General features: G+C 54.8%; 19 protein-coding genes and 1 tRNA gene. 9 read left to right on the top strand and 11 right to left on the bottom strand.

Going from position 1 to position 19,200, the window contains the following annotated elements:
* Window positions 1-914: 914 nt before the first annotated feature.
* Entirely contained in the window at window positions 915-1,193 is a 279-nt protein-coding gene (locus ACXAD0_RS01845; RefSeq protein WP_475090289.1) for a helix-turn-helix domain-containing protein, read from the top strand.
* Between the two features lie 109 nt (window positions 1,194-1,302).
* Complete coding sequence (locus tag ACXAD0_RS01850) at window positions 1,303-2,169, top strand: DUF2306 domain-containing protein (protein ID WP_475086641.1); 867 nt, start codon at window positions 1,303-1,305, stop codon at window positions 2,167-2,169.
* A 98-nt stretch (window positions 2,170-2,267) separates the two neighbouring features.
* Here the strand turns inward: ACXAD0_RS01850 and ACXAD0_RS01855 are convergent, their stop codons facing one another.
* The 3 genes from ACXAD0_RS01855 to ACXAD0_RS01865 all read right to left on the bottom strand — a co-directional run bounded on the left by ACXAD0_RS01855 (window position 2,268) and on the right by ACXAD0_RS01865 (window position 5,085).
* A complete protein-coding gene (locus ACXAD0_RS01855) occupies window positions 2,268-3,131 on the bottom strand; it encodes a TolB-like translocation protein (protein ID WP_475086642.1) in 864 nt (287 codons plus the stop codon).
* Between the two features lie 113 nt (window positions 3,132-3,244).
* Window positions 3,245-4,282 carry a hypothetical protein gene (locus tag ACXAD0_RS01860; RefSeq protein ID WP_475086643.1) on the bottom strand — a complete coding sequence of 346 codons (1,038 nt, stop codon included), beginning with the start codon at window positions 4,280-4,282 and terminating at the stop codon, window positions 3,245-3,247.
* Window positions 4,283-4,404: 122 nt separating this feature from the next.
* The gene (locus ACXAD0_RS01865; protein ID WP_475086644.1) at window positions 4,405-5,085 is read right to left on the bottom strand and encodes a DUF998 domain-containing protein; all 681 of its coding nucleotides are present in this window, start codon (window positions 5,083-5,085) and stop codon (window positions 4,405-4,407) included.
* 301 nt (window positions 5,086-5,386) lie between these two features.
* Here ACXAD0_RS01865 and ACXAD0_RS01870 point away from each other — a divergent pair, with 301 nt between their 5' ends.
* From ACXAD0_RS01870 to ACXAD0_RS01885, 4 genes are all read left to right on the top strand, one after another.
* Complete coding sequence (locus ACXAD0_RS01870) at window positions 5,387-6,127, top strand: hypothetical protein (protein WP_475086645.1); 741 nt, start codon at window positions 5,387-5,389, stop codon at window positions 6,125-6,127.
* Window positions 6,128-6,136: 9 nt separating this feature from the next.
* Window positions 6,137-7,294, top strand: a complete 1,158-nt coding sequence (locus tag ACXAD0_RS01875) for a M48 family metallopeptidase (protein ID WP_475086646.1) — start codon at window positions 6,137-6,139, stop codon at window positions 7,292-7,294.
* Entirely contained in the window at window positions 7,291-7,872 is a 582-nt protein-coding gene (locus ACXAD0_RS01880; RefSeq protein WP_475086647.1) for a hypothetical protein, read from the top strand. Before ACXAD0_RS01875 ends, ACXAD0_RS01880 begins: the two co-directional genes overlap by 4 nt.
* Window positions 7,873-8,005: 133 nt before the next feature.
* Window positions 8,006-9,090 (top strand): IS3 family transposase gene (locus ACXAD0_RS01885; RefSeq protein WP_475086648.1). Its coding sequence is split into 2 segments (ribosomal slippage): window positions 8,006-8,270 and window positions 8,270-9,090, totalling 1,086 coding nucleotides; the frame shifts between segments, so codons are not numbered across the junction.
* 55 nt (window positions 9,091-9,145) lie between these two features.
* Here the strand turns inward: ACXAD0_RS01885 and ACXAD0_RS01890 are convergent.
* The 8 genes from ACXAD0_RS01890 to ACXAD0_RS01925 all read right to left on the bottom strand — a co-directional run bounded on the left by ACXAD0_RS01890 (window position 9,146) and on the right by ACXAD0_RS01925 (window position 15,652).
* Window positions 9,146-9,529, bottom strand: coding sequence for a PAN/Apple domain-containing protein (locus ACXAD0_RS01890; RefSeq protein ID WP_475086649.1), 384 nt, complete (start codon window positions 9,527-9,529; stop codon window positions 9,146-9,148).
* Between the two features lie 39 nt (window positions 9,530-9,568).
* Window positions 9,569-10,414, bottom strand: coding sequence for an IS3 family transposase (locus ACXAD0_RS01895; protein WP_475090290.1), 846 nt, complete (start codon window positions 10,412-10,414; stop codon window positions 9,569-9,571).
* An 8-nt stretch (window positions 10,415-10,422) separates the two neighbouring features.
* Window positions 10,423-10,731, bottom strand: a complete 309-nt coding sequence (locus ACXAD0_RS01900; RefSeq protein WP_475086650.1) for a transposase — start codon at window positions 10,729-10,731, stop codon at window positions 10,423-10,425.
* A 142-nt stretch (window positions 10,732-10,873) separates the two neighbouring features.
* A complete protein-coding gene (locus tag ACXAD0_RS01905) occupies window positions 10,874-11,635 on the bottom strand; it encodes a hypothetical protein (protein ID WP_475086651.1) in 762 nt (253 codons plus the stop codon).
* 583 nt (window positions 11,636-12,218) lie between these two features.
* Entirely contained in the window at window positions 12,219-13,229 is a 1,011-nt protein-coding gene (locus ACXAD0_RS01910) for a fumarylacetoacetate hydrolase family protein (RefSeq protein ID WP_475086652.1), read from the bottom strand.
* Between the two features lie 27 nt (window positions 13,230-13,256).
* Entirely contained in the window at window positions 13,257-13,805 is a 549-nt protein-coding gene (locus tag ACXAD0_RS01915) for a VOC family protein (protein WP_475086653.1), read from the bottom strand.
* 55 nt (window positions 13,806-13,860) lie between these two features.
* Complete coding sequence (gene hppD / locus ACXAD0_RS01920; RefSeq protein WP_475086654.1) at window positions 13,861-14,952, bottom strand: 4-hydroxyphenylpyruvate dioxygenase; 1,092 nt, start codon at window positions 14,950-14,952, stop codon at window positions 13,861-13,863.
* A 286-nt stretch (window positions 14,953-15,238) separates the two neighbouring features.
* A complete protein-coding gene (locus tag ACXAD0_RS01925; protein WP_475086655.1) occupies window positions 15,239-15,652 on the bottom strand; it encodes a c-type cytochrome in 414 nt (137 codons plus the stop codon).
* 192 nt (window positions 15,653-15,844) lie between these two features.
* On the opposite strand from ACXAD0_RS01925, the gene ACXAD0_RS01930 reads away from it, so the two are divergent.
* From ACXAD0_RS01930 to ACXAD0_RS01940, 3 genes are all read left to right on the top strand, one after another.
* Window positions 15,845-15,921: transfer RNA gene (locus tag ACXAD0_RS01930), tRNA-Arg, on the top strand.
* 642 nt (window positions 15,922-16,563) lie between these two features.
* A complete protein-coding gene (locus ACXAD0_RS01935) occupies window positions 16,564-17,238 on the top strand; it encodes a CAP domain-containing protein (protein ID WP_475086656.1) in 675 nt (224 codons plus the stop codon).
* Between the two features lie 204 nt (window positions 17,239-17,442).
* Window positions 17,443-19,194 (top strand): gamma-glutamyltransferase family protein, encoded by a 1,752-nt coding sequence (locus tag ACXAD0_RS01940; protein ID WP_475086657.1) that lies wholly within the window; start codon window positions 17,443-17,445, stop codon window positions 19,192-19,194.
* Window positions 19,195-19,200: the final 6 nt, after the last annotated feature.

Genomic DNA, 19,200 nt, shown 5'->3' on the forward strand with positions numbered 1-19,200 from the left:
CGTGTGGTATTCGGGAATAACATGGCTCTTTTCTCTGCTTCTGAAATTGTGTTCTCGATATGGGCGTCAATGTAGTCCCTACAGTGATCTACTCAAGCATGTTGGGTATGACGGTGTTTGCGTTGCTGGAGTGCCTGAGCAAGCCACGACAGCGCCAAACGGTCTACCTGATTGCCCTGTTCTCGTTATTGCTGGTACATATCCTGGGCGAGCTGCATATCTATTCCGGCTTTTACCGGTATGCGCCGGCATTGGCGGGGTTACAGTTCCCGGTACGCATGTTGTTGGGGCCTGCGCTCTATTTCTATGCGTTTGCGACCATGTCACCGGATAAGAAGCTGCCACCCAAAGCCTATGCGCTGGCGATGACCGGCCCCTTACTGGTGATACTGGTCATGATGCCGTTTGTGTTTGGCATCTCTTCGCAAGACAAGCTGGCCCTGGCGGACCCGGCAACGCGCGATCCCGCACAGTGGAAGATTGCCGTTGTCACCTGCGTGTCGTCTACGCTGGTCTTCATCCTGTTCACCGGCGCCTATTTGGTGGCCACCCTGAGGCTCCATGCCAGGCACCGACGCCAGTTGATGGACCGGTTCGCCTCCATCGAGGGGCGTTCGATGGACTGGTTCCGGGTTGTGTTGTTGTTATGGGGCGCGGCCTGGCTGCTGTTCTCGATGGAATACATCCTCGGTTTCCTGGGGCAACGCTGGTTTGGCTCCGGTATTGTGCTGCCCACCATTGAAGCGGTGATCTTGCTGGTATTTGCCCACCTGGCCATCAACCAGCCGGTGCTGACCGATTCCGAGAAAGGCAAAGACAGCGCGACCCCCTCGAGACCCGCCAGTCTCAAACCCGAGCGGATGGAGCAGATTGCGCAAACGCTCAACCAGGTAATGGCGAAAGACCAGCTTTATATGGAATCAGACCTGTCGCTGAACAAGCTTTCTGATGCCACTGCCGTGAGTGAAAACCATATCTCAGAGACGTTATCACAGTTTCTGGAAACCAACTTTTTCCAGTTTGTGAACGGATATCGCGTCGAGGCCGCCAAGGCATTGGTAAAGGATTCCGACAAGCAAATCGCCACCATTGCCTACGAAGTGGGGTTTAACTCCAAGTCCACCTTTAATGCGGCGTTCAAGAAGGCCGTCGGCGAGACCCCGACCGCCTATCGCCGACAGCAAACCCACTAAGTTAGAGGCAAAAAGTTGTCCTAATCCGTCCGGATGGGCCCGTCCGGACGAAAACCGCCCTTCCCGACCGTATTCTCAGCCTGAAAATTCAACAACAGGCAGACGTTTTATGTTGGGCAGATATCTCGAACGCACACCCTTATCTGGCGCAACCGGCGCGCCGATCACACTGGAGCCTCGCGGTTTTCTCAAAGGGGCCTCCATCTTCTGGTTTTGTTCGCTCATGGTGGGGCAGTGGCTATTCCTGTACTACATCATCGCGTTTTACGGGTTTTCCGTGCTGTCCGGGAACCTGGAAATCTGGAACCGCTTTGAGCCCCTTGGCAGCACCCCCTACGTGGCCGGGGACTTCGGTGGCAACCTGGCCTTTGCCGCACATGCATTAGGCGCCGGCATCGTCGCCTTTGGTGGTGCGCTACAGCTTATCCCGCAAGTGCGGAACCGCTTTCCGCGCTTCCACCGGATCAACGGTTACATTTACCTGACCACGGTATTGGGCCTCGCCTTATCCGGGTTTTACCTGGTGCTGATCAGGGGCACCAGCCCGGATATGCTCTCGGCCATTGGCACCAGTATTAATGGGGTGTTTATCCTGTGGTTTGTCTATATGGCGCTGCGCCGTATCAGGGAGCGGGATATCGGCAATCACCGGAAATGGGCATTGCGTTTGTTTCTGGTTTCAAACGCCCAGTGGTTTCTGCGAGTGGGGGTATTTAGCTACCTGATTACCGGTACGCTACTGGGGCTTGAACCGGGGTTTGGCGACCCGTTCTTCCCCATGTGGACCTTCGGCTGCTACCTGCTGCCGTTACTGACTGCACAGTTATATTTCTACGCGTCCGAGCGCGGTAGCCCGTCAGTGCAGTATGCCACCAGTGGGGTACTGATCCTGCTGACCGTCGCCCTGATCATTGGCGTGGTGGGGTATACGCCCTTCCTGCAATCGCTTATTACCGGGGAAGCGATTTCACTTTGATCTTCTAGCCAGCGAACTCTCAGAAAGCATCACGGACGCATCACGGGACATCCATCAAAGAGGCAGCGCCATTCGCTGAGCGCTTTGATGGGTGTCCTTTATTCAGGACGTACCTTGTCGATCACATCGCTACTCACCCAATAGAGGTTCGAAATACCGCCCTCTTCATCATAGCGACTGAAAAACAGGTATTTGCCGTCTGGGGTGACGCTCGGCACGGTCTCGCTATGGGTTGAGTTGACCTCGCTACCCAAGCTCACCGGCCTGGACCAAGTGCCATCCGGCTGCCTGAAGTACACGTAGATATCGCTGTCTTTACGGTCAGCGTCCGCCGCCTTGGCATCCACCAGGAGATAGTCTTGCTGTGGCGAGATAAACCCGTGTATCCCGAACTCGATGCCCGCTTTTTCTACCCTGGAATATTTACCGTCCTTAAGCGGCGAATGGTAGACGGTAGATTCCATGATATTGGTGAAGAACAGATCGCCATTGCCCGCCAGGGTCGAATAGAACACTTCGCTGTCATTGACCGGTGATGCAAGCTTCTTCGCAGCACCCCAGCCATCGCCAACGCGATCGGCCGTCCAGAATTTGGTATCGGTAAAGTCTGCGTTATAGGCGGTGAAGAAGAGCTGCTGGCCATCCGCACTCAAAAACGGCTGCATCTCGCCCGCTTTCTGGCCCTGGGTAAACGCCTCCTTTTGGATGGGCTGCCACACGCCGTTAACCAGTCTGGACGAATAGATTGCCGCAGGCTGACCGTCTTGCTGGCTCGAGAAGTACATCTCGTCCAGATCTTTGGAAAAGGTGATGCCGTATTCATAACGGCCGGTAACCGACACGGCATCTTTGGCAAAGAGTTTGGCCTTTGCCCCCGGGGCCTCCTGACCAAAATAGGGGCTATCGCCAAGGACCAGCGGGCTGAAAGACAACAGGGAAAGGGCAAGTGCGGTAGGCTTCATGGTCGTCGCGACTCTTAATATTTTATAAGAGCACCATAGTATCGACCTGCAGGGTGCGTTACAGCATTGGCTCGTTAGCTTGCAATATTAACGGGGCGAGTTGATAAACAGAATCAATCAATCCGGCGGCGCGGTTCGTTGGACCGACGGGTATGCGGCTCCCGCACCAGAAGAACCTGATCGCGCTTATCTATTTTCTTTTTGGGCTTCTTTCTCTTTTCCTTGTTCTTTTCCCTGTTCTTTTCTTTTAGCTTTGGGTGCTTGATCTTTGTTTGTTCCCGTTCCTGGCGCGGCGCTGGCTTCGCGGCAGTTTTGCGCGGATCATTTGCCGCTTTGCGCTCGCGCCGGGGCTGGCTGCGCTGGGTTTGTGCTTTGGGCCTGTCACGCACCGTGCGGCGATCGGTTGCCTTGCGCTCTACTGCAGGGACAATGCGTGGGTCGCGAATGCCGGCCGGTCTGCCCGCAGGTTTCACTGCCCGCTCATCCCGACCAAATTTGTGCTGTGGCTTACGGCGTGCTTCAACGTTTTCATTACGGCGATTTCCGCCCCGGTTATCTACCTGCACCGCCCGCCGCTTTGGCTCGGCTACGCCCGTAAACCCATGCTTGGCACCTCGGCCACGATTCTGGTGCGCCTCACGACGATCCTGGCGCTCCTCCCGACGATCCTTAGCCTTGTCACGACGATCATGCCGGTATGGGTAGCTCTCATGCCGATCCCGCCGCTTGTAACTGTCGTCATATCCGTGCCGGCGCGGCGGTCTGTGATGGCGCCCTCCGGCATAGTGATGGCCATGGCGGCGCAAGCGCGTATGCCAGCGGTCATTGAAGTTGACCGAGATCGTCAGGTTCGGGGCGGGAATCCAGGGGCCACGCCAGTGATTGGCACTGATCCAGTGATCACGATGCCAACGGTAGTAACGCCCCTGTCGATAGAAAACGTCGCTGCGGTCGTAGAACACGTAAACGCCGAGGGTATCGTCGTAGAAGCGATAGCCGGGATCGGTGATCACCGAATAGGCATAAACCGGATGTGCCTTACGGACATAGGTTTTCTCGACGACCACCGGCGTAGCGGGATAAGTGACACAACCACCGAGCGTGAAAGCGACGGCGAGCACGGCGAGTAATCGGTAGGGGACCTGGCGCATGGTGCGTTTTCCTTGGATTCACACCTGCTTTTTAACCCTCCGCAACTGAATCGTTGCTGAATTTACGCGTCAATAGAAGAGAAAACAGATTCGGAGCAATGCGTGCAAGCACTTAAGATAAGCTACGCTCGAGACAGCTCGATTCTTATGCGCTCATCTTCATTGGTAATCAATGGCAACATGCGACTGGCGGTGAGCCAGGCAACACCAAATGCCATCAACCCCGCCGCCTCAACATAGTAGGTCAGGCGGTGAGTAATACCGCTGAAATCCACCCAGCCGAGCATATCGAGCAACTGTACGCCCATCGCGCCAAGCATCACCACTGCGCAGGCTCTGTAGATCAGCCCCCTAACCTTCGCCTGCTTAGAATCCTTACCCCTGGCTCTCAGGTAAAACAGCCAACAAAAAATCGCGAGGATAATAAACATGGAAATTGCCGACGCGGTATGGATAACTCCAGTCAGGGTCGCCTCTCCAGCTGACCCGTCAACAACCCGGCCCGCATGGCAATCGCACGGAAAGAATGCCACTGCTACAACAGCAACGGCTGCGACTTTACTTAAGACCGCCTGAAACAAGGAGTAGCCGTTATACGACCAGAGAAAAGCCGATATGACACAGAGAGCCCCTACGAATACATTGCGGGCATTATCGGTTAAATGGTATGACAGGCTAATCGAGCTAATACTGACCCCAGGCGTCAGGATGTCAGTCAATATCGCAAGCGACAAGGCGATCAATCCCACGATGAATTTAGCAGTGTGGTGATCAATTTCTGTATTTAGTGGCTTCCTATCCATGGAATCAACCTCATACCGTTGGCGTTACCAGCAGGATGACATTTTAAGTCATTAACACTCATTCATGGAGCCGAATAAAAAACCTCCACTTCCCTCGTGGTTATAGCCATAGACTAATAGATGGAAAACCCGGTGGGTGTTCATGGGTGTCATAATTTTGATCTGACCCCACTAACTATTATGATCTGACCCCACTAACTATTAATTACTTGTTTTTTGATGTCTGATTCCATTAAATTAGGTATTTGGCCAAATAGTGGCCAGATTAAAACAATAAAACTTCTTAAAGGACTCTTTCCGAATGGATTTTATTAAGGCCATACGGGGCGATTTCGCGCTCCGCAGTATCAGAAAACTGCTTCTCACCCTGTTCGCGGTAATCTACCTAAGTGGTTGTGCCACTTCCAATCACGTATCCAAAATCGACGAATTGAGTACCATTGACGGTAATTCTGAAATCGTACTCATGCCGCTGGATGTGGAACTCAGCATTCTTACCGCGGCCGGCCTCACCGAACCGCAGGCAGAATGGACCCAGAATGCCATCCAACATATCAAGACTTCCGCCAGAGCAGAATTTGCCCGGCGCAACTCCGATCTTCTGTTATTTGATGCTAGTGGCCTCAATGCCGAATCCACCCTAGTGCAACTGCAGAGGCTACATGAAGCCGTTGGCCTTAGCATCCGCCTGCATCACTATGGTCCACTCAAACTTCCAACCAAGAACAGTCAGATTGACTGGACTCTTGGCAACGACATCGCGGAACTTAAGGAACACACAGGTGCGGACTACGCGATGTTCGTATTCGTGCGCGACAGCTATGCAAGCGCGGGCCGCAAAGCTGTGCAATTTCTTGGTGCTGTAGCCGGTATCGGCGTAGCTGGTGGCACTCAGTACGGCTTCGCCTCCCTGGTTGACCTCAACAGTGGAGAAATTGTCTGGTTCAACCAGTTGATCCGTAGTTCCGGTGACCTCCGCACCGAAAAAGCCGCACAAAAAACGGTGACTGCGCTGTTCCAGACACTGCCTTCTGCAGGGTAAGTCGATTCCATGGGCATATTTACTCGCGCACTACTCGGCTTAGCTATGGTCTCACTAGCAAGCAACTCCTTTGCAGCAAGTGCAACCTATCCACCGGTTTTTGCCCCGGGTTACCAGCCGGACCCCTCCTCTGATGACGGTGGTTTTTGGTACAAGGTCGATAAGCTGGAGAGAGATATTCAACACTCTCCTTTCGTAGTCACTGATCCTGAGCTTAACGACTACGTCGGTAATATGGTGTGCCAACTAGCCGCCGACTACTGTGATGATATCCGGGTCTACATTATCGAGAACCCGCATTTCAACGCGTCAATGTTTCCAAATGGCATGATGCATGTTCACACCGGCCTGTTGCTGCGGGTGGAAAACGAATCCCAACTCGCGGCTGTACTTGGACACGAGATAGGCCACTATCTTCGTGCCCACCACATCAAACAGTGGCGTAGCCTGCGCGACGGCGCCGCCGTGTCGGTGGTTTTCGACATGTTGCTGACTGGCGGACTAATGACTTGGGCCGTGATGGCTGGTAACAGTTCATTTGGACGCGATCAGGAGATCGAGGCCGATGTGATTGGTGCCAATCTGATGCATGAAAGCGGATACGCTCCGGTTGAGGCTGCAAACCTATGGCGCTATGTACAAGCGGAGCAGAAGGCAGACAGCAGCAAGATGTCTTCCAGTACATTTTTCTCGACGCATCCGCAGCCAAAGCAGCGAATCGCGAAACTGGAAATGCACATTAGCAAGTTGCAACAGGGAGACGCTCCCCCCGTAAAAAACGGTCTAATTCAAAAAATCATTCCGCATTATCGAGCGTTTATGGCTAACCATCTGGAAATGCAGGAGTATGAACAATCGGAATTGTTACTTGCCAAGCATGAACAGATGGGCTTCCCAGTTGCGGAAGTAAGCTTCTTTCGCGGGGAACTATATAGGTTGAGAAATCACCCAGGTGACCAGGCGCTCGCTGTCAACGCCTATACAGCTTCCCTTGAACTGGAAAGTCCGATCCCTGATGCGCATAAACACCTGGGATATATCCAGTTACGCAACAAGAAAAACACTGAGGCCGTTTCGCATTTTCGCAATTATCTTGCGCTTTCGCCCGACGCTTCAGACAAACAGATGATTGAATTTTATATAAATTCTTTGGAGTCAAATAAATGATCAATCTAATGAAAAGACTCGCAGTATTGAGCTTGGTATCTGCTATGGCGGGCTGCGTACAGTACAGCCTAGTTACAGCAGGATCTGCAGTCGCCGCCAAAGGCATCACTGTTACCCCGCCCATGGACTGGAACAAGTCTCCAGCGAGCATTGGTAAGAAAGTTGAGGTTTGGACTCACGATGGTGATTTCCTCGATCAGCTGATTTTCATTGGTGGGGTCAGCGAAGGGGAAACGCTATTCACACCCCAAAACAAGGCTTTGCCAATGCCCACATTTAATGCGGCCATGCTACCCAATGATGTGGAAGATCTGGTAAAGACCTCACTAAAAAACCTGGCGGGCGGTGAAATCCAAATCGACACCAGCAATCTGAAACCAACCGAGTTCGGCAGCGCCTTCGGTTTTGAGTTTGAGCTGGATTACTTTGATAAGGGTGGCCTGAAAAAACGCGGCAGCGCATTTGCGGCGATCAAGGACGAGAAGTTGTACATGATTTTATTCACTGCCGCGGATCTACATTACTTCGGGGAACACCTTCCGGAGGTACGCAAGCTATTTGAATCCGCTGTGATCTAGGTGTAGCGTGAAATCGAAATAAAATCCTATCAAGGGCCGCCATGCGGCCCTTTTCATTTCCGTTGTAATCCCCCCGAAAATTAATCGAGTTTTTGAGTAGAGACTTTTACAATGATCTCCTAAGGAGCGAATAATGAAGAAGTCTCGATTTTCCGACAGCCAGATTATGGCGATTCTGAAGCAGCATGAAGCCGGGGTTCCAGTCGCAGAGCTTTCCCGTGAACACAATGTCAGCACGGCGCTGATTTACCAGTGGCGGTCCAAGTTCGGCGGCATGGATGCTTCACTCATGAAGCGTCTCAAGGAGCTGGAGGCTGAGAATGCCCGTCTCAAGAAGATGTATGCGGAGGAGCGGCTTAAATCCGAGCTGCGCCAAGAGGCACTCGAGGGAAAGCTGTAAGGCCGTCTCAGCGTCGGGAGATGGCCAGGAAAGGCGTCGCCAAGCACGGTATCAGCATTCGGCTGGCTTGTGAGACCTACGGTATAAGCGAGACTTGTTATCGTTACCAGGCAAAGCTCAATGGTGAGAACGCCGTCATCGCCGAGTGGTTGCTGAAGCTGACACAGACCCACAAGCGTTGGGGGTTTGGGCTGTGCTTCCTGTATCTACGCAACGTAAAAGGCTTTGGCTGGAACCACAAACGCGTATACCGCCTCTATCGAGAGCTGGAGTTAAACCTTCGTATCCAGCCGAGACGACGGATCAAGCGAGATTATCCTGGCGAGCTGGATGTACCGACAGCGCCGAATCAGGTCTGGTCAATGGACTTTATGAGCGACCAGCTCGCCAGCGGAAAATCGCTTCGTACGTTCAATGTCATCGATGACTATAACCGCGAGGGGCTGGGCATCGAAGTCGACTTGTCACTGCCATCGACACGGGTGATACGGGCGCTGAATCAAATCATTGAATGGCGCGGTAAGCCAGCGGCTCTTCGCTGTGATAATGGACCTGAGTACATCTCCCAAGCACTGGTGGAGTGGGCAAACGAAAATCGAATAACCCTAATCTACATCCAGCCCGGGAAGCCGACCCAGAACGCTTACATTGAACGATTCAATCGGACGGCCAGACACGAATGGCTTGATCTGCACGAGTTCACCAGCGTTGCCCATGCCCAGCTATTAGCTACTCAGTGGCTATGGCAATACAATAACGAGCGGCCGAACTCAGCTATCGGTGGCGTACCTCCAACACAACTACTACAGGTTGGTTAGCTCTCTACTCATTAGGGCGGTTAAAAATGGGGGGATTACACATCACAGTCGCTTGTTAGGGGGATAACTTTGGCACTTCTGAAAAGCAACTTTCAATATTTGAAAGCTTACAGATTTCACCCGATTCATAACCCGGCTTTTCTACATCACCTCTAAAACTGACCTCGAAATAACCCCAACAATTATGATGGTTTGGAGTATTTGCATACGTCCATGCATTGCATGAGAAGGTATTATCCAAGCATTTTTTTTGACATTGCTCAGAACTGGCAACCGACCATCTTAAATTAGATTTTGCATTCGAGTCTTCATTAGAACCATCGGCTTTTACCCATTTGTGCCCTCCCGGATTGACAGGTATTCCCTTAAATGAAACCCATAAGACAGTACAAAGTGCAAATACTATAAGAATGGCAGTATGAAACTTCTCTATTTTCATTTCTTCCCTGGTCTTACCCACAAAAAGTAGACATTCTAACTATGCGCATTTGCGCTCATACTCTGCCGGGCTCACATAGCCCAAGGCGGAGTGCCTACGGATCCTATTGTAGAAAACCTCGATGTATTCAAACACTTCGGATTTCGCCTGTTCTTCACTTTGGAACGGGTCTGCGTAGACCAATTCAACTTTTAGTCGACTAAAGAAGGACTCCATTGCGGCATTATCCCAACAGTTGGCCTGACGGCTCATGCTGGGCTTACACTTATTCTCAGACAATAGATCCTGATACTTCTGCGACCGATATTGGACCCCCCTGTCAGAGTGAACAATCAATCCAGGCCTCGATTGTCGCTGCGCCAAAGCCATCTTCAACGCCCGCCGCGTCAATTCATCGCTCATCTGGGAATCGAACGCCCAGCCGATGATACGCCGAGAGTAGAGATCCATCACTACGGCCAGGTACAACCAGCGATCTCGCACCCAGATGTATGTAATATCACTAGTCCAACGGCGATTTGGCTGATCCACATTGAAACAGCGCTTAAGCAAGTTGGCCGCGACGTTGATATTGGCTTCAGCCGGTTTGCTGTATCGAAAGCCTTTGCCGTTTCTCGCTCTTATATGTTCCTTTCGCATAAGCGCAGCGATATAGTTCTTTGAGCATGGCTCACCCGCCTCTTGAAGCTCCCGAGTGATTCTGGGCGCTCCATAGCGGCCTCTAAACTCTGCAAAGGTCTCCCTCACCTTCTCGGCTATCCGAACCCTTCTCAGAGCTCTAGGGGACACCAAGCGGCCGAGCCAACGATAATATCCCGATCTTGAGACTTCCAAACACCGACACATCAAGCCTATCGGGAATAGTCCCACATGCTCCTGTATCAGTGCGTACTTTACTCTTGGTGGTTCGCAAAGTACGCAGCTGCCTTTTTTAGGAACTCGACCTCCTGCCGAGCCTCATGCAGTTCCTTCTTCAGCCTGCGAACTTCCGCACTTTCCTGTTTGGAATAGTCAACGCCATCCAGGCTATTGAACTGCTTTTCGGACAGTCGCCGAAACTGTCGACGCCAGTTATAGATCTGCTGGGCACTGACACCAAGCTCCCGAGCAACTGATGCGGTTGTCGCACCGGGCCTCTCTGCCCTCTTAACCGCTTCTCTGCGGAACTCTTCCGTATACGCCTGAGTTCTTTTCTTACCCATGGTACACCTCCGTGTTAGGCCGAAACCTAACTATACAGGGTGTCTACTAAACGTGGGTAAGTCTTTCCCCTAACGCCCGCAGCTTGGACAAAATTGAAGCGCAGCGGAAATTTTGTCCCAGTGTCTGCGCTTGTTACATTTTTTAATGCGGGACAGCCATATGCACCTCCATATGGCGCATTTTCATTACGTTGAGCTTATCTGTTTTGTATTTTTCCTGGAGATAGCTCAATACTTCACTTGGTTTGCTACGATCAACCTCGCCATCGACTATAAACGCACAGCCTTCCCCTTCTTCATGTAAAGGGTCTCTTACACCAACTGGCATAGATTGCACTAATACAGAAGCCATGAAAGTTTCATATCGAGGGGAATGGTTGTTTACGCAGAGAGTAGCCTCGCCTTTACGGCCTGTGACCATTACAGCGTCTATTGAGTCCCGATACTTAAAGAACTGACTAAAGCCGAAGTAATAGCAGGTTCCCTCAAAAGCATCATCAGAGCTAAAGTCTACAACCGTTTCACTACCATAAAGCCCAGCAATTATCTGCTCTAGCGTTGCGTCATACGCCAACCCTGTACAGTGAACCCAAACTATTCTGAAAGTTGATTCGTCAGTAACGTGTGCTTTGATTTGTCTGCGGCCGTCTCTTACTACATTTTGAAGTACACTTTTCGCTGCAAGAGATTCAGAAATTTCGAAAATTTCACCTCTCGAGAATGCTTCCTCTCTAGCTTCACCAAGCTCTGGATTTGCCTCTTTCTCTTTGACTTCTACCAAATATTCGCTAGTGCCATCGCGCACAAGAAAATCGGGTGTACGCTTGTCCGACTCGGGAATTTTTTCCACTTGTAGACTAAAGTGCTCTTCCAATGTTCGCTTTACCAAAGCTTCAATGTCCATCGGTACCTTTTGAAATGTAACAGTTTATTAAAGAGCCAGCGGCTCATTATCCATTTGACTACTGCTTCTGGAAGACTCCGCCATAAGCTCAGATAAAAGCCATTATTTGTAATAGGGTATAGATTTTTGTTCATTTGGCAACCAGTGATAGTGACTCAATGGCTCAATTCGCTTGATTTCAGATTTGGCTGTTAAACACATTCCCCTCCTAATGAAATCAACTAGTTAGGGGAGATTTTCCGTGGATGTCAGCCATGCCTCATTAATTCGGGCCTTCATTCGCTCGGTTCGCTGGCACGGTACCGTGGATATTTGGCAAATGAGACCTTTGAGAGATGTCTTTCGTCAGCGGCTTTTCGAAAATTCGAATAAGGCTATCGCGACGGATTATCGGTACGGTGGGTTATTAATATGGATATCGCCAGCCGGAAAGTGTTGATTCGGCAACTATGGCATTGTGGAAAGATACAGTAGCAAGAATTGAATAGGCCACCTTGCGGTGGCCTATTTTGGTGCAGATATTTTTATTGTTATGTCGAGACCGTTCGAGTGGGATACGGACGCTCTCGTTACAGCGTTGCGGTTATACCTGCTGCTCCACCACCTGCTCAATCCTTCCAAAGATCGACTGTCCATTACCATCAAACATCTCAATGGCAATGTTGTCACCAAACTGCATAAACGGCGTGGTGGGCTTGCCGTTCTGGATGGTTTCGATCATGCGGATCTCGGCGATGCAGCTGTAGCCTACACCGCCTTCTTTTACCGGCTTGCCGGGGCCGCCGTCGAGTTTGTTGGACACGGTACCGGAGCCGATGATGGTGCCGGCGCCCAGCGGGCGAGTCTTCGCCGCATGGGCGATAAGCTGGCCGAAGTGGAAGGTCATATCCACACCGGCATTGGGCTCACCGAACTTGTCGCCGTTCAGGTGGGAGACCAGCGGCAGGTGCAGTTTGCCCTGCTGCCAGGCATCGCCCAGCTGTTCCGGGGTGACACACACCGGGGAGAACGCGCTGGAAGGTTTGGACTGGTAGAATCCGAAGCCCTTGCCCAATTCATTGGGGATCAGGCCGCGCAGGGAGACGTCGTTTACCAGCATCACCAGTTTGATGTGCTTGAGTGCGTCTTCCGGGGACACCCCCATGGGGACATCGTCAGTAATGACGGCGATCTCGGCTTCAAAGTCGATACCGAAGCCTTCGCTCTGCGGCATGACCACCGGCGCACGCGGGGCGAGGAAGGTATCGGAGCCGCCCTGGTACATAAGCGGGTCGGTCCAGAAGCTCTCGGGCATTTCGGCGTTGCGCGCTTTGCGCACCAGCTCTACGTGGTTGACGTAGGCACTGCCATCGGCCCAGTGGTAGGCGCGCGGCAGCGGGGAGTGGCACTGGGCCTGGTCGAAGGGCTGGCCTGCCTCTTCGCCGCTGTTGAGCTGGCCCTGCAGGGCTTCGAGCTTTGCAGCAACGCTGTCCCAGTTATCCAGGGCGTTTTGCAGGGTGGGTGCGATTGCGCTGGCATCCGCCATGCGGGTTAAATCGTCACTGACTACGACGAGCTTGCCGTCGCGGCCACTGTTCAGGCTGGCTAACTTCACTGTGCCGTCCTCTTGGTAATGAATTGATTAGGGGTCGAGTGCCTTGAACTCGGCTTCGCCGTGCATCCAGGCCGCGTGCCGCGGGGCCTTCTTGGTGCGCGACCACTCTTCCAGCATGTCTTCCGCCACGCGCTTCAACTCTTTGTGCATACCGGGCTCGGCGGTATTGGCGGCAAGCTCGATGCGGTGCCCATTGGGGTCGAAGAAGTAGATGGACTTGAAGATGGTGTGGTCGGTGGGGCCGAGCACATCAATGCCAGCCTCTTCGAGTTTCTGCTTCATGGACAGCAGTTCGTCCATGCTTTCCACTTCCATCGCGATGTGCTGTACCCACTGGGGGGTATTTTCATCGCGGCCCATGTCGGGGGAATTGGGCAGCTCGAAGAACGCCAGTACATTGCCCTGCCCTGCATCGAGGAACACGTGCATGTAGGGGTCGGGCGCCCCGGTAGAGGGCACCTTGTCTTCGGCGATGGCGAGCTGGAATTCCATGCCGAGGAGATCGCGGTAAAACTCCACGGTCTCCTTGGCATCGTTACAGCGGTAGGCCACGTGGTGGATGCGTTGAATCGCCATAGGTCTGTATTCCGTTGCTATCCCGTTGTTATCCCACTAGTTCGAGGGCCGGGGCTTACGCCGCCGGCTTGTCTTCTTTACCGATCACACCACGCTCGAGCTGGTCGCGCTCGATGGATTCGAACAGGGCCTTGAAGTTACCTTCACCAAAGCCTTCGTCTTCTTTGCGCTGGATAAACTCGAAGAATACCGGGCCGAGCATATTGGCAGAGAAGATCTGCAGCAGCAGGCGCGGCTGTCCGCCTTCGGTGGTGCCGTCGAGCAGAATGCCGCGGGACTTGAACTCTTCGGTGGGCTCGCCGTGGCCCGGCAGGCGCTCTTCCAGCATGTCGTAGTAGGTGTTGGGCGGCGCGGTCATGAACTCCATGCCCTGGGCCTTGAGGCGGTCCCAACAGGCGATGAGGTCATCACAGGCAAAAGCAATGTGCTGGATGCCTTCACCGTTGTACTTCATCAGGAATTCTTCGATCTGGCCGCCGCCACCGGCGGCTTCTTCGTTCAGCGGGATGCGGATCTTGCCGTCCGGCGCAGTCATGGCCTTGGACAGCAGGCCGGTGTACTCGCCCTTGATGTCGAAGTAGCGGATCTCGCGGAAGTTGAACAGGTCTTCGTAGTACTTGGCCCAGTAGTCCATGCGGCCGCGGTACACGTTGTGGGTCAGGTGGTCGAGGGTGTGGAAGCCACAGCCTTCCGGATGACGGTCGACGCCTTCGAGCCAGTTGAAGTCGATATCGTAGATGGACTCGCCTTCTTTATAACGGTCGATCAGGTACAGGGTGGCACCGCCGATCCCCTTGATGGCCGGCAGGCGCAGTTCCATCGGGCCGGTTTCAATGCTGACCGGCTGGGCACCTTTCTTCAGCGCTTCGTTGTAGGCAAAGGTGGCATCCTTCACGCGGAACGCCAGGCCGCAGGCAGACGGGCCGTGCTCCTGGGCGTAGTAGTCAGCGTGGCTACCCGGCTCGTAGTTGGTAATAAAGTTGATGTCGCCCTGGCGCCACAGCTCAACGTCTTTGGTGCGGTGGCGGGCTACCTTGGTGAAGCCCATGGCGGTGAATACCGTCTCGAGGACGCCCTTCTCCGGCGCGGTGAACTCAACAAACTCAAAGCCGTCGAGGCCCATGGGGTTTTCAAACAGGTCAGACATACCTCTCTCCCTCTATCTTGCTATTCGCCAACTGGCACCGGTGGCTCGCAGTGCGGCTACCGGCATATTAGTTTCAGGCGCAACAAAATAGTTACAGGTGTAACCAATGTCAAGCACCGCGCAAATGCACCCGGCGCCAGACTGCGGGAAGGCCAGGGCTGCCGGTGGGTACAGGATAGTGAGAGAGGGAGAGGACTGGTTGGCCGCAGGCGGATTCTCGCGGCCATTTCCGACGGGCACAAAAAAAGGCCGCTGTAATAGCGGCCTTTCGAGGCGAAGCGAGTACTTACTGGCTGCCTTCAGTCATGTACTCAACTGCAGCGCGGATCTCGTCATCGCTACAGTTTGCGCACAGGCCGCGCGCCGGCATGGCGTTGATACCGTTGATGGCGTTGGATACCAGGGTATCCATGCCCTTGGCGATACGGCTGGACCACTGGCCCGCGTCGCCAAACTTGGGCGCGCCGGCAATACCCGCAGTGTGGCAGGTGCCGCAGGAAGCGTTGTATACCGCTTCACCGCTACGCGCGCCGCCGGCCGATGCCGCAGCGGCCGGTGCTGCTGCCGCGCACTCTTCACCCTGCATGCAGACCTTGTCTACCGGCGCAATGCGGTCGGCAATCTGTTCATCTACTGACTGAGCTACAGCTACGGCCGCACCCAGGAACAGGCCTGACACAATGCTCACAATCGCTTTCATTCCGGATCCCCCTTGAGGCTTGAAGCACCCAACCTTTTTGCGGAGTTCGGCGCCCTTTATGACTGGCGGGCATTATAGTCATTCTGCCCCCCGCAGTGAAAGGTGCCAGCGACCGATTCCGCAAATCCCTGCTTTGCCCACCCCACCCCCTTCTGTATAATCCGCCCCCGCGCCGGCCACATCCGACGCAATCCGCCCGTAGCTCAGCTGGATAGAGCGTCGCCCTCCGGAGGCGAAGGTCAGAGGTTCGAATCCTCTCGGGCGGGCCATATACAAAAAAGGCCACCCAAATGGGTGGCCTTTTTTGTATATCGTCCAAGCCTGAGGACTTCGACCAATTCCCAGGTTCGACCCGAAGGCGCACTGCGCCGTAGGGCAACGAGCCGCAGCGCGGCGAAGCCCGCAGGGGCAGAACAGCCCAAAGGCTGTTCTGCTTCATCCTCTCCTTCCAACCTACTCTGTACCAACCTTCAATCACCCAACGGGTAGCCTTTTTTGTATATCGCCCAAGCCTGAGGACTTCGACCAATTCCCAGGTTCGACCCGAAGGCGCACTGCGCCGCAGGGCAACGAGCCGCACCGCGGCGAAGCCCGCAGGGGCAGAACAGCCCATAGGCTGTTCTGATTCATCCTCTACTACCAGCCCACTCTGTACCAACCCTCAATCACCCAACGCCCACCAACCGCCTAGTGCGGGTTTCTTTATAGCTGGCCCTCCCGAAGCACCAGAGTCGAACCCCCATTCAACAAAACCCACCGCACTTTAAAACAAGCCGCACCGCAACAAAGTTAACCCTCCCCCTCCAACCCGCACCGAACTACCCCACGCATCTATATATAGATGCCGCACCACCAAACCACATTTCTCTACGATTGCCTCACAGAACCCCCCCGAATCCTTACTAAAATGCATGCACCTGCAGCTGAGGATCATCGCCGTGTACCAGTCTCGCTTCCGCCGTCTCGTCGCCCCGCCTGTGGGACTCGCTGTTCTCTTACTAGCGGCCGCCCCCCAGTTGCTCGCCAACTCATCCGACTGCCGCACCCCCAACCACTGCCTGGCCCTGAAACTCCATAACCAGGTACGCAAAGACCTGAACGCCGGCCACCTGCCCAACAGCCCGGTACCCAAGCCTCCTGTGAGTATGCTGGCCTACGACCAGGCACTCGCTCGCACGGCCTATAACTGGTCTGCCGCGCAGTGCAATGCGCGCATGGCCCACAACAGCCAGCGACGCGCGGACTTTATCGCCAATGGCGGCAATGCCGCATACCCATGGGTGGGAGAGAACATCTATTACTACAGCGCACCGCTGCCCGATGCGGAGGCCCTGACCCGCGCGGTGGCCGCCTGGGTGGGCGAGGCCAAAGACTATCGCTACCAGCCGTTCAAGGTGATGAAGACCGGCCACTACAGCCAGCTGATCTGGAATACCCACGATACGATCGTGAACGGCAAACCCCTGCCGCGGGCCGTCGGCTGTGGTGTCGCCCGCTGCGAGCGCGGCAAGTTCCGCACGATTGTCACCTGCAACTATGCCCCCGGGGGCAACGTGCGCGGCGAGTTGCCGTACCGGACCAAATAACCCACCCCGCGCGCTGAGCACTCACAGTCGGCAGGTTATTTGCAGCGCTTGTTCGTCTCCTGGACTCTGGGGCGCCCGCGTTGACGGCGTCCGTACATGGGATCCAACCGCACAAATACCGCGCCTGCACGATGCGATTTGCCTCGCAGTCAGGCATCATGGATCTTTGGTCTTTTACTGTCCTGAATTGCACAGATCACCACTATGAAAAAACTCAGCTTCCTGGCCGCCACGGCCCTTCTGGTTTCCGCCTGTGGACCCAAGGACTCTCCGGGTACCGAGACGCCCGCTGTTGCCGCGCACTCGGCCATGGTGGTTACCGCAAACCCGATTGCGACGGAAGCGGGCAAACAGATTCTGGCGCAGGGCGGCTCCGCGGTAGATGCCGCGGTCGCGATTGCTTCAACCCTGTCGCTGGTGGAGCCGCAGAGTTCCGGCCTGGGTGGTGGTGCTTTCCTGGTCCATTACGATGCGGCGACCAAGGCGGTCACCGCTTATGACGGGCGTGAAGTGGCACCGGCGGGCGCCACCAGCGATATGTTCCTGCAGGCGATCACTACCAAAGACCGACGCCAGGGATACTTCCAGGCCAAGAACAGCGGCCTGTCGGTGGGCGTGCCCGGACTTGTCGCCATGCTGAATATGGCCCATGGCGATCACGGCAAACTGGCCTGGGGGGCTTTGTTTGACGGTGCGATTGAAACCGCGGAACAGGGCTTCCCGATTTCGCCGCGCCTGCACTATATGTACAGCGACCTCAGCTGGATCTACCCGTCCAAGCCCGAGCAGGGCGTTACCGACGCGTTCGACTATTTCCACGATGACGCCGGCAAGCCCTACCCGGTGGGCCACATCCTGAAGAACCCGGAATATGCGCAGACCTTGCGGTTGATTGCCGCGGACTACCGCAATTTTTATGAAGGCGAACTGGCACAGACCATTGCCGGCAAGGTGCAGGCTGCACCCCGCGCGGGCAGCATGACCACCGCCGATCTGGCTGCCTACCAGCCGAAAAAGTTTGACGCCCTGTGCGCACCCTACCGGGTTAACCAGGTCTGTGGGCCGCCCCCGGCCTCTTCCTGGCTGGCGGTGGCGATGACGCTGGGCATTCTCGATCAGGGGCCGGCGTTCTCGGAAGCCGGCGTCGACGATATGACAAACTGGGCGCTGTTTATCGACGCACAGCGGCTCGCTTACGCAGACCGCGACCACTATGTGGCGGACCCGGCCTTTGTGGATGTGCCGGTCGAGGGCATGCTGAACCAGCAGTACCTGCAACAGCGCGCGGCACTGCTGCAGAGAGGCAAGGCGATCGAGGTGTCGGTCAAAGGCGACCCCTGGCAGTTCGATCAGCAGGTGGCGAGCCGCTATGGCAAGGACCTGACCAATGACCTGCCCAGCACCACGCATTTTGTGGTGCGCGACCAACAGGGCAACGTGGTGTCGATGACAGCCAGTGTGGAAAGCATCTTTGGCTCCAGCCGCATGGCCGGCGGCATGTTCCTGAATAACCAGCTCACCGACTTTTCGTTCCGCCCGGTCGACGATGAAGGCAAGCCGGTTGCCAATGCCATTGCACCCGGCAAGCGCCCGCGTTCTTCCATGTCACCGACCATCGTGCTGGACGGCAATGGCGACTTCCTGATGGCAACCGGCTCACCCGGCGGCAACTCGATTATTGCGTACACCGCCAAGAGCCTGGTGGGTGTGCTCGACTGGGGTCTCACCCCCCAGGAAGCGGTGGCGTTGCCCAATGTGGTCGCACGGGGTGACCAGGTGAAAGTGGAACTGTCGGAAGCGCCGGAAGGCATGATCGATGCACTGCGCGAAATGGGCTTCACGATAAAAGAATCGTCGGGAGAGAACTCCGGCCTGAGCGTGATTTACCGCAATGCCGAAGGCAAGCTGGTGGGCGGTGTCGATCCGCGCCGCGAGGGCACCATCGCCGGCCTGTAATGGCGA

Source organism: Microbulbifer sp. ABF4_148, assembly GCF_056158985.1.

What these genes read in the sequence shown, in the direction of transcription:
- ACXAD0_RS01845 (WP_475090289.1), top strand. Translation starts at nt 915, where the DNA reads ATGGAATCAGACCTGTCGCTGAACAAGCTTTCTGATGCCACTGCCGTG.
- ACXAD0_RS01850 (WP_475086641.1), top strand. Translation starts at nt 1,303, where the DNA reads ATGTTGGGCAGATATCTCGAACGCACACCCTTATCTGGCGCAACCGGC.
- ACXAD0_RS01855 (WP_475086642.1), bottom strand. Translation starts at nt 3,131, where the DNA reads ATGAAGCCTACCGCACTTGCCCTTTCCCTGTTGTCTTTCAGCCCGCTG.
- ACXAD0_RS01860 (WP_475086643.1), bottom strand. Translation starts at nt 4,282, where the DNA reads ATGCGCCAGGTCCCCTACCGATTACTCGCCGTGCTCGCCGTCGCTTTC.
- ACXAD0_RS01865 (WP_475086644.1), bottom strand. Translation starts at nt 5,085, where the DNA reads ATGGATAGGAAGCCACTAAATACAGAAATTGATCACCACACTGCTAAA.
- ACXAD0_RS01870 (WP_475086645.1), top strand. Translation starts at nt 5,387, where the DNA reads ATGGATTTTATTAAGGCCATACGGGGCGATTTCGCGCTCCGCAGTATC.
- ACXAD0_RS01875 (WP_475086646.1), top strand. Translation starts at nt 6,137, where the DNA reads ATGGGCATATTTACTCGCGCACTACTCGGCTTAGCTATGGTCTCACTA.
- ACXAD0_RS01880 (WP_475086647.1), top strand. Translation starts at nt 7,291, where the DNA reads ATGATCAATCTAATGAAAAGACTCGCAGTATTGAGCTTGGTATCTGCT.
- ACXAD0_RS01890 (WP_475086649.1), bottom strand. Translation starts at nt 9,529, where the DNA reads ATGAAAATAGAGAAGTTTCATACTGCCATTCTTATAGTATTTGCACTT.
- ACXAD0_RS01900 (WP_475086650.1), bottom strand. Translation starts at nt 10,731, where the DNA reads ATGGGTAAGAAAAGAACTCAGGCGTATACGGAAGAGTTCCGCAGAGAA.
- ACXAD0_RS01905 (WP_475086651.1), bottom strand. Translation starts at nt 11,635, where the DNA reads ATGGACATTGAAGCTTTGGTAAAGCGAACATTGGAAGAGCACTTTAGT.
- ACXAD0_RS01915 (WP_475086653.1), bottom strand. Translation starts at nt 13,805, where the DNA reads ATGGCGATTCAACGCATCCACCACGTGGCCTACCGCTGTAACGATGCC.
- hppD (WP_475086654.1), bottom strand. Translation starts at nt 14,952, where the DNA reads ATGTCTGACCTGTTTGAAAACCCCATGGGCCTCGACGGCTTTGAGTTT.
- ACXAD0_RS01925 (WP_475086655.1), bottom strand. Translation starts at nt 15,652, where the DNA reads ATGAAAGCGATTGTGAGCATTGTGTCAGGCCTGTTCCTGGGTGCGGCC.
- ACXAD0_RS01935 (WP_475086656.1), top strand. Translation starts at nt 16,564, where the DNA reads ATGCACCTGCAGCTGAGGATCATCGCCGTGTACCAGTCTCGCTTCCGC.
- ACXAD0_RS01940 (WP_475086657.1), top strand. Translation starts at nt 17,443, where the DNA reads ATGAAAAAACTCAGCTTCCTGGCCGCCACGGCCCTTCTGGTTTCCGCC.